The following is a 7,810-nucleotide window of genomic DNA, read 5'->3' as shown; positions in this document are numbered from 1 at the left end:
GAAGCACTGCTTCGCAAGCGCCCGAACGCACAGCCGCCAGCGGCTGGGCCGGACCGCGGAGCGGGGTTTACGGCGTCTCCCGCCACCGGACCCACCCCGCCATCCCACAGGAATCCCGCTGTTGCCGTTGCTCTTGCCGTTGCCTTGGCTTGAAGCCTCTGCAGGTGCCGGGCGCAGCCCGGCCGATACCCCTCAACAGGCAGGCGGCGCCCGGAACGGGTACCCTATGCCGCCATCAGATAGCCAATGTGACATGACCGACGCCATCGTCGCTCCGCAGTGGGCCTCCCGCCTGCGCGACATCGCCGACTTCCCCAAGCCCGGCATCCTGTTCAAGGACATCATGCCGCTGCTCGCCCATGGCGAGGACTTCCGCGGTGCTGTCACTGCCATGGCTGACCGCTGGCGCGACCAGAAGCTGGACGCGGTGGTCGGCATCGAATCGCGTGGTTTCATCCTCGGCGCCGCGATGGCGCTGGAACTGGGCGTCGGCTTCGTGCCGGTGCGCAAGCCGGGCAAGCTGCCGGGCCAGGTGCTGCGCGAGGAATACACGCTGGAATATCGCAGCGACTGCATCGAAGTGCACGCCGATGCGCTGCCGGCCGGTGCCCGCGTGGCGATCATCGACGACGTGCTGGCCACCGGTGGCACGCTGGTCGCGGCGCTGTCGCTGGTGCGCCGCCTGGACGTTGACGTGGTCGGTGCCGGCGTACTGGTCGAGCTCGACGGCCTCGGCGGCCGCGCGCGCTGGGAAACGGACCTGCCGCTGTACACCGAACTGGTGTTCTGATTAGAGGGTAGGTGCCAACCAAGGTTGGCATCTGCCAGAGCGAATGGCCGGGAGCCGGTAGTTGCCAACCTTGGTTGGCAGCGCTTTTCGCGACTGGCGCCATGGACGGGCCAACCAAGGTTGGCCGCTACCAGGTCAGATCGTTGCCAACGTGGTTGGCAACGCTGCTTCAATCACATCATCCGAACGCGGAAACGACGGCCCTTGATCTTGCCGGCTTCCAGCTTCGCCACGGCCTTGTTGGCCTGCTCACGCGCGATCGCCACATAGGAGCGGGTCGGGAAGATCGCAATCTTGCCGATGAACTTGCTCGACAGGCCGGCGTCGCCGGTCAGTGCACCGAGGATGTCGCCCGGGCGCAGCTTGTCGGTCTTGCCGCCGTCGATACGCAGCGTGCGCATCGCGGCCTGCGGCAACTCGGCCGGGCGTGAAGTCGCCAGCGGCGTCTTCTGCCAGTCCAACGGCTGACCCATCTGCGCTTCAATGGCTTCGGCGCGGGTCTTCTCGCGGCCGGCCACCAGGCTGATCGCCAGGCCACTGGCACCGGCACGGCCGGTACGGCCGACGCGGTGCTGGTAGCTCTCCACGTCGGTCGGCAGCTCGTAGTTGATCACCGCCGCCAGCTCTTCCACGTCCAGGCCGCGTGCGGCCACGTCGCTGGCCACCAGCACGTTGCAGCTGCGGTTGGCCAGCAACAACAAGACTTCCTCGCGGTCGCGCTGCTCCATGTCGCCGTGCAGGGCCAGTGCGGAGAACCCGAACTGCTGCAGCGAGTTGGCCACTTCGTCCACGTCCTTGCGGGTGTTGCAGAACACCACCGCCGATTCCGGCGTGTACTTCAGCAGCAGGCCGGCAAGCGCCTTCTGGCGATGTGCCGGTTCCACCTCGCAGAACATGTGGCGGATGGCCGGTGCCTGGTCGGCGCCTTCCACGGTCACTTCCACTGCCTCGCGCAGCAGGTCACGCGCCATGGTGCGGATGCTGTCCGGGAAGGTGGCCGAGAACAGCAGGCTCTGGCGGTCCTTGTGGGTCCGGCCGGCGATCTCGCGGATCGGCTCCTCGAAGCCCATGTCGAGCATGCGGTCGGCTTCATCCAGCACCAGCGTGCGCACCGCGCCCAGATTCAGCGCGCGCTTGCGTGCCAGCTCCTGCACACGGCCAGGCGTGCCGACCACCACGTGCGGGTCGTGGCCTTCCAGCGAAGCCAGCTGCGGACCCAGCGGCACACCGCCGACCAGCAGCAACAGCTTCAGGTTGGGGATGCCGGTGGCCAGTTTGCGGATCTGCTTGCCGACCTGGTCGGCAAGCTCGCGGGTCGGGCACAGTACCAGCGCCTGCACGCGGATCAGGCTGGGGTCGATGTTCTGCAGCAGGCCCAACCCGAACGCGGCGGTCTTGCCGCTGCCGGTCGGCGCCTGTGCGATGACATCGCGGCCATTGAGGATGGCCGGCAGGCTCTGCGCCTGCACGGGGGTGAGGGTGGTGTAGCCGAGGGCATCCAGGCCGGGCTGCAGGGCCGGGCTCAGCGGCAGGGTCGAGAAGTCAGTCATGGCGCATTGTACCCGTCTGCGCGGCCGCTCCCGCCTAATGGGGTGGTCGGATCCCTTTCCGCAGGAAAGAGCTTTGACCCCCAATTGGAGCCGCCATCCACGCATGGCGTGGATCTACTGGTGGGTGCCGACCTCGGTCGGCACGGGTCTGCTCAGCCCAGCATTGCCAGCACGCCCTGATGGATCGCCAGACCACCGAACAGCAGCCAGGCGAACAGGATCAGCGCCAGCAGCAGCGGCTTCAGGCCTGCCTGGCGCAGCGCCGAGACGTGGGTGGTCAGGCCCAGCGCGGCCATCGCCATCGCCAGCAGGACCGTGTCCAACTGCACCAGCCCGGCCTGCAGGCCAGCCGGCAGCAGATGCAGCGAATTGAAACCAGCCACCGCCACGAAACCGAAGGCGAACCACGGCACCACGATGCGCGCCTTGCTGCCGTCGGCGCTGGCCTTGCCGCCACGCGCCAGCCACAGCGACAGCGCCACCAGGAACGGTGCCAGCAGCATCACCCGCACCATCTTGGTGATCACTGCGGTATCGGCCGCCGCTTCGTTGACCGCGCGGCCAGCCGCCACTACCTGTGCCACTTCATGCACCGTCGCACCGGTGAACAGGCCGTACTGCTGCGCGTCCATCGCCAGCCAGCCGTGCGACTGCACCAGCGCATACAGGGCGGGATACAGGAACATCGCCAGCGTGCCGAACACCACCACTGTCGACACCGCCACCGTGACCTGCGCAGCACGGCCGCGCACCACCGGTTCGGCGGCCATCACCGCCGCCGCGCCGCAGATCGCGCTGCCGGCACCGATCAGCATCGCCGCCTCGCGTTCCATCTTGAACACGCGCATGCCCAGCCAGCAGGCCAGTCCGAAGGTGCTGGCGACCACCAGCACGTCCATCAGCACGCCAGTGACGCCAACATGGCCGATGTCCTGGAAGGTCAGGCGCAGGCCGTACAGCACGATGCCGGCGCGCAGCAGCCAGTGCTTGGAGAAGCCGACACCGGCCGCACTGCTCGGTGCCAACCGCGGGTACAAGGTGTTGCCGACCACGATTCCGGCGACGATGGCCACGGTCAGCGCACTCAGCCCGTGCGCCTGCAGCCAGGGCAGCTCGGCCAGATACAGTGACGCCGCCGCGATCAGGCCCACCAGCAGCAGGCCGGGCAGACGCGGTTGCCAGCGTTGGCGCAGGGCGGGCAGGGACCAGGGGGAGAGAGCGGGGGCGTTCATGGCAAGGGTAGGGCTGGAGTGATGGGGCAAGCGTGCGCCCCAGACGATGACCTGTAAAACGAATAATATGGGTGAAACCTACCCATCAAGGAGGTAAGCGCCATGCGCCTGACCTTGCGCCAGTTGCAGGTCTTCGTCGCCATCGCCGACCACGGCAGCACCACTGCTGCCGGCCAGGCCATTGCGCTTTCGCAATCGGCCAGCAGCGCCGCCCTGCAGGAGCTGGAGGCGCACTTCGGCACGCCGTTGTTCGACCGCATCGGCCGCCGCCTGGCCCTGAACGGCCACGGCCGCGCACTGCTGGAGCCGGCGCGCACGCTACTGGTCAACGCCGCCGATCTGGAGCGGCAGCTGGCTGCCGGCGGCGACCCGTCGCAGGGTGCACCGCTGCGGCTGGTGCTGGCCGCCAGTACCACCATCGGCAACTACCTGCTGCCGCCGCGCATCGCCGAACTGCTGCGCCAGGCGCCGCAGGCCGAAGTCGACCTGCGTATCGACAACAGTGCCGGCGTGGTCGCTGCCGTGCAGCGCCTGGATGTGGACGCCGGCCTGATCGAAGGCCCGTGCCATGAGCGCGGCCTGCAGGTCACCGCTTGGCAGCAGGACCCGCTGGTGATCGTGGCCGCCGCCGACGTTGCCGCGCGCTGGTCGCTGGATGAACTGCGCCGCGCCCGCTGGTTGCTGCGCGAACCGGGCTCCGGCACCCGCGAAGCGGTGGAGCAGGCCTTGTTGCCGCACCTGCGCGGCTTCGCCCAGACCCTGCAGCTGGGCAATACCGAAGCGATCAAGCAAGCCGCCATCGCCGGGCTGGGTCTGGCCTGTCTTTCGCGTCATGCGCTGGAAGAGCCGCTGGCCCTCGGCCGCCTGCGCGTGCTCGAGACTCCGCTGCCTGCCCTGCAGCGCACCCTGTGGCTGGTACGTCACCCCGGCAAGCAATGGCTGCCGGGGTTGCAGGCGTTGCTGGGGGAGGTGGGGTAAGCCATCAGATTCCCAGTCGATTCCATCCATCGACACTTCTTGTAGTGCTCATCCACGCATGGCGTAGATCTACCGTGTCGACCAAGGTCGACACCCACCAGAGCAGAATACCGTCCCGCCTCTCACAGGAAACCAGCTTCTGCCGTTGCCGTTGAGGTTGCCGGCCAGCGGCCGGCACTACCGCGGGTGCCGGGTGCAACCCGACCGACGCCCCCAACCGGTACAATGGCCGGATGCCTCTGATTACCCTACAGAACGTCGACTTCAGCGTCGGCGGCCCGTTGTTGCTGGAAAAGGCCGAACTGTCGATCGAGCCGGGCGAACGCATCGCCCTGATCGGCCGCAACGGCGCCGGCAAATCCACCCTGCTCAAGCTGCTGTCCGGCGACCACAAGCCCGATGACGGCGAAGTCCGTGTGCAGCAGGGCGTGCGCGTCACCCGCCTGGAGCAGGAAGTGCCGCACGGCGCCGCCGGCTCGGTATTCGACGTCGTCGCCGACGGTCTCGGCGAACTGGGCCAGTGGCTGGCCGAATTCCACCACCTCAGCCATGCCGAGGTGTTCGATGGCGAAGCGCTCGGCAACGTGCAGGCCAAGATCGACGCCGCCAACGGCTGGGGCCTGGACCAGCGCGTCAGCGAAACCCTGACCAAACTCGATCTGGATGGCGAGGCCGAGTTCGGCCGCCTGTCCGGCGGCATGAAGCGCCGCGTGCTGCTGGCTCGTGCGCTGGTGTCCAGCCCGGATGTGTTGCTGCTGGACGAACCGACCAACCACCTCGACATCGAAGCCATCGACTGGCTCGAAGCGTTCCTGAAGGGCTGGAGCGGCAGCGTGGTGTTCGTCACCCATGACCGCCGCTTCCTGCGTGCGCTGGCCACCCGCATCGTCGAGATCGACCGCGGCCAGGTCACCAGCTGGCCCGGCGACTGGGCCAACTACGAGCGCCGCCGCGAGGAACGCCTCAACGCGCAGGCGCAGGAAAACGCCCGCTTCGACAAGCTGCTGGCACAGGAAGAAGTCTGGATCCGCCAGGGGATCAAGGCCCGCCGCACCCGCGACGAAGGCCGCGTGCGCCGCCTGAAGGCGATGCGCAACGAGCGCTCCGCGCGCCGCGACCTCAGTGGCAACGTCAAGATGGAAGCGGCCCAGGGCGTCAGCTCGGGCAAGAAGGTCATCGACGTCAAGGACATTTCGTTCGCCTTCGGCGAGCGCACCATGGTCCGTGACTTCAGCACCACCATCCTGCGTGGTGACCGCATCGGCCTGATCGGCCCCAACGGCAGCGGCAAGACCACGCTGCTGAAGCTGCTGCTGGGCGAACTGCAGCCGCAGAAGGGTGAAGTCAATCCCGGCACCAACCTGCAGATCGCCTATTTCGACCAGTACCGTGCGGTGCTGCGCGAAGACTGGAGCGCCATCGAGAACGTGGCCGAGGGCCGTGATTTCCTCGAGTTCAACGGCAAGCGCAAGCATGTGCATGCCTACCTGCAGGACTTCATGTTCACGCCGGAGCGCGCGCGTGCGCCGATCACCCGCCTGTCTGGCGGTGAGCGCAACCGCCTGCTGCTGGCCAAGCTGTTCGCGCAGCCCTCCAACCTGCTGGTGATGGACGAACCGACCAACGACCTCGACGTGGAAACCCTGGAGTTGCTGGAAGAGCTGCTGGGCGAGTACACCGGCACGCTGCTGCTGGTCAGCCATGACCGTGACTTCATTGACAACGTGGTGACCTCCACGCTGGTGATGGAAGGCGACGGCGTGATCGGTGAGTACGTGGGTGGCTACAGCGACTGGCAGCGGTACGCCAGCAGCATTGCCGCCGCGCCGACGGCGGTGGCTGCCGCCAAGCCGGCCGCCGCCGCACCTGCTGCAGCGGCCGCTACGCCGGCAGCGCCCAAGCGCAAGCTGGCCTACAAGGAAGCGCGCGAGCTGGAGCAGCTGCCGAAGACCATCGAGAAGCTGGAGGGCGACGTCGAAGGGCTGACCTCGGCGATGAACGACCCGTCGTTCTACACCCGCAGCAGCGCTGAAGTGACCGCGCACACCCAGCAGCTGGCCAAGGTGCAGGCCGAGCTGGATGAGGCCTACGCGCGCTGGGAAGAGCTGGAAGGCTGAGTATCGGTCGGCGCCAGCGGTTGCGCCGATTGATGTAGAGCCGAGCCCACGCTCGGCTCAGTAGATCCACGCCATGCGTGGATATCCGGACCCGTGCGGACCAACGGTCCGCACCCACCAATCAACGGTCCGTGCGGACCAAGGTCCGCACCCACCGGGGCGCCGGCGGTCATTTGACCCCGTGCAGATCCCGCAGCTGGCTCGGCCGGCTGCCGAAGTACGCCGCCAGATCGGCAATGTCCTGATCGCTCAGGTCCTTCGCTTGTGGCGTCATCAGCGCATGCTGGCGGTCACCGGCGCGGTAGGCCTGCAGCGCATGCGCCAGGTAGTCACCGTACTGCCCACCCAGCTTCGGATAGGTCGCATCGATCGGCGCGTTGCCGTCGGCGCCGTGGCAGTCGATGCAGCTCTGGTTGGTGGCCTTGCCCTTCACCTTGGCGCGGGCCTCGCCGGCGGCCTCGCGGCCCGGCGGCAGGCCGGCGGAGGATGAAGAACCGTGTTCGCCGCTGGCATGGCCCGGGTCGGCGGCGGATTTCTCGCTGTTTTCCACCTGCGACTGTGAACAGGCGGCCAGCAGCAGGGCAACGGACAGGGCGATGGCGTGACGCATCGGATGCGCGGCTTTCGACATGGGCGGGCCTTACTTGACGGTGGACAGGTAAACAGAGAGATCGGCGATCTCCTGTTCGCTGAAACTCATCGACTGCGCCTGCATCGTCGGATGCCTGCGCTTGCCCTGCCGGTACTCGGTCAGGGCCTGGGCCAGGTACTGCTGGGTCTGGCCGCCGATCTTCGGCACCCGGTAGCTGGGGTAGGCGTTCTTGTAGCCGGTGATGCCGTGGCACCCCTGGCAGGTATAGGCCAGTACCCGGCCATTGTCGAAATTGCCGGTGGGAGCGGTGGCCTGCGGCGCGGCGGCGGGCGCCGGAGCCGGAGCGGGTGTGGCAGGAGCAGGAGCAGGAGCGGGCTGTGCGGCGGCCCCGAGGGGCAGGAGGACGGCCAGAGCGAGACAAGCGGCGAGCGGCTGCGGGCGCATGGTGTCGTTTCCGGGGATTCGGGTCTGGTCGTTCCGGCGTGGGGTACGGAACGACCCGAGTATAGCCTCAGGTTTCATCTAGCTGAAATGGGGGGCGGGCCGACCAG

Annotated in this window: 7 protein-coding genes; 3 read left to right on the top strand and 4 right to left on the bottom strand. The window is 67.7% G+C overall.

Annotated elements, in window-relative coordinates; genetic code table 11:
• The first annotated feature begins 253 nt into the window (after positions 1 to 253).
• Complete coding sequence (locus V9K93_RS19465; protein ID WP_136640089.1) at positions 254 to 790, top strand: adenine phosphoribosyltransferase; 537 nt, start codon at positions 254 to 256, stop codon at positions 788 to 790.
• Between the two features lie 173 nt (positions 791 to 963).
• Here the strand turns inward: V9K93_RS19465 and dbpA are convergent, their stop codons facing one another.
• Positions 964 to 2,340: an ATP-dependent RNA helicase DbpA gene (gene dbpA, locus V9K93_RS19460; RefSeq protein ID WP_337303069.1), complete on the bottom strand. Its 1,377-nt coding sequence runs from the start codon at positions 2,338 to 2,340 to the stop codon at positions 964 to 966.
• Between the two features lie 152 nt (positions 2,341 to 2,492).
• Positions 2,493 to 3,572, bottom strand: a complete 1,080-nt coding sequence (locus V9K93_RS19455) for a YeiH family protein (RefSeq protein ID WP_337303068.1) — start codon at positions 3,570 to 3,572, stop codon at positions 2,493 to 2,495.
• A 102-nt stretch (positions 3,573 to 3,674) separates the two neighbouring features.
• On the opposite strand from V9K93_RS19455, the gene V9K93_RS19450 reads away from it, so the two are divergent.
• On the top strand, positions 3,675 to 4,550 hold the full coding sequence (locus tag V9K93_RS19450; protein ID WP_136639472.1) for a LysR family transcriptional regulator: 876 nt from the start codon (positions 3,675 to 3,677) through the stop codon (positions 4,548 to 4,550).
• A 233-nt stretch (positions 4,551 to 4,783) separates the two neighbouring features.
• A complete protein-coding gene (locus tag V9K93_RS19445; RefSeq protein WP_337303067.1) occupies positions 4,784 to 6,667 on the top strand; it encodes an ATP-binding cassette domain-containing protein in 1,884 nt (627 codons plus the stop codon).
• A 169-nt stretch (positions 6,668 to 6,836) separates the two neighbouring features.
• Here the strand turns inward: V9K93_RS19445 and V9K93_RS19440 are convergent, their stop codons facing one another.
• The gene (locus V9K93_RS19440) at positions 6,837 to 7,298 is read right to left on the bottom strand and encodes a c-type cytochrome (RefSeq protein WP_032128319.1); all 462 of its coding nucleotides are present in this window, start codon (positions 7,296 to 7,298) and stop codon (positions 6,837 to 6,839) included.
• Between the two features lie 9 nt (positions 7,299 to 7,307).
• Positions 7,308 to 7,703, bottom strand: coding sequence for a c-type cytochrome (locus V9K93_RS19435; RefSeq protein WP_136639469.1), 396 nt, complete (start codon positions 7,701 to 7,703; stop codon positions 7,308 to 7,310).
• Between the last annotated feature and the right edge of the window lie 107 nt (positions 7,704 to 7,810).

Source organism: Stenotrophomonas sp. CCNWLW162, assembly GCF_037203745.1.
GTDB classification, from domain to species: domain Bacteria; phylum Pseudomonadota; class Gammaproteobacteria; order Xanthomonadales; family Xanthomonadaceae; genus Stenotrophomonas; species Stenotrophomonas maltophilia_AQ.
The sequence above is the reverse complement of the archived record's forward strand: the minus strand, read 5'-3'. Positions and strand labels throughout refer to the sequence as shown.

Excerpts from the sequence above, each read along its gene's own strand:
- V9K93_RS19445 (WP_337303067.1), top strand. The coding sequence starts at position 4,784 with ATGCCTCTGATTACCCTACAGAACGTCGACTTCAGCGTCGGCGGCCCG.
- V9K93_RS19435 (WP_136639469.1), bottom strand. The coding sequence starts at position 7,703 with ATGCGCCCGCAGCCGCTCGCCGCTTGTCTCGCTCTGGCCGTCCTCCTG.
- V9K93_RS19455 (WP_337303068.1), bottom strand. The coding sequence starts at position 3,572 with ATGAACGCCCCCGCTCTCTCCCCCTGGTCCCTGCCCGCCCTGCGCCAA.
- V9K93_RS19450 (WP_136639472.1), top strand. The coding sequence starts at position 3,675 with ATGCGCCTGACCTTGCGCCAGTTGCAGGTCTTCGTCGCCATCGCCGAC.
- V9K93_RS19465 (WP_136640089.1), top strand. The coding sequence starts at position 254 with ATGACCGACGCCATCGTCGCTCCGCAGTGGGCCTCCCGCCTGCGCGAC.
- dbpA (WP_337303069.1), bottom strand. The coding sequence starts at position 2,340 with ATGACTGACTTCTCGACCCTGCCGCTGAGCCCGGCCCTGCAGCCCGGC.
- V9K93_RS19440 (WP_032128319.1), bottom strand. The coding sequence starts at position 7,298 with ATGTCGAAAGCCGCGCATCCGATGCGTCACGCCATCGCCCTGTCCGTT.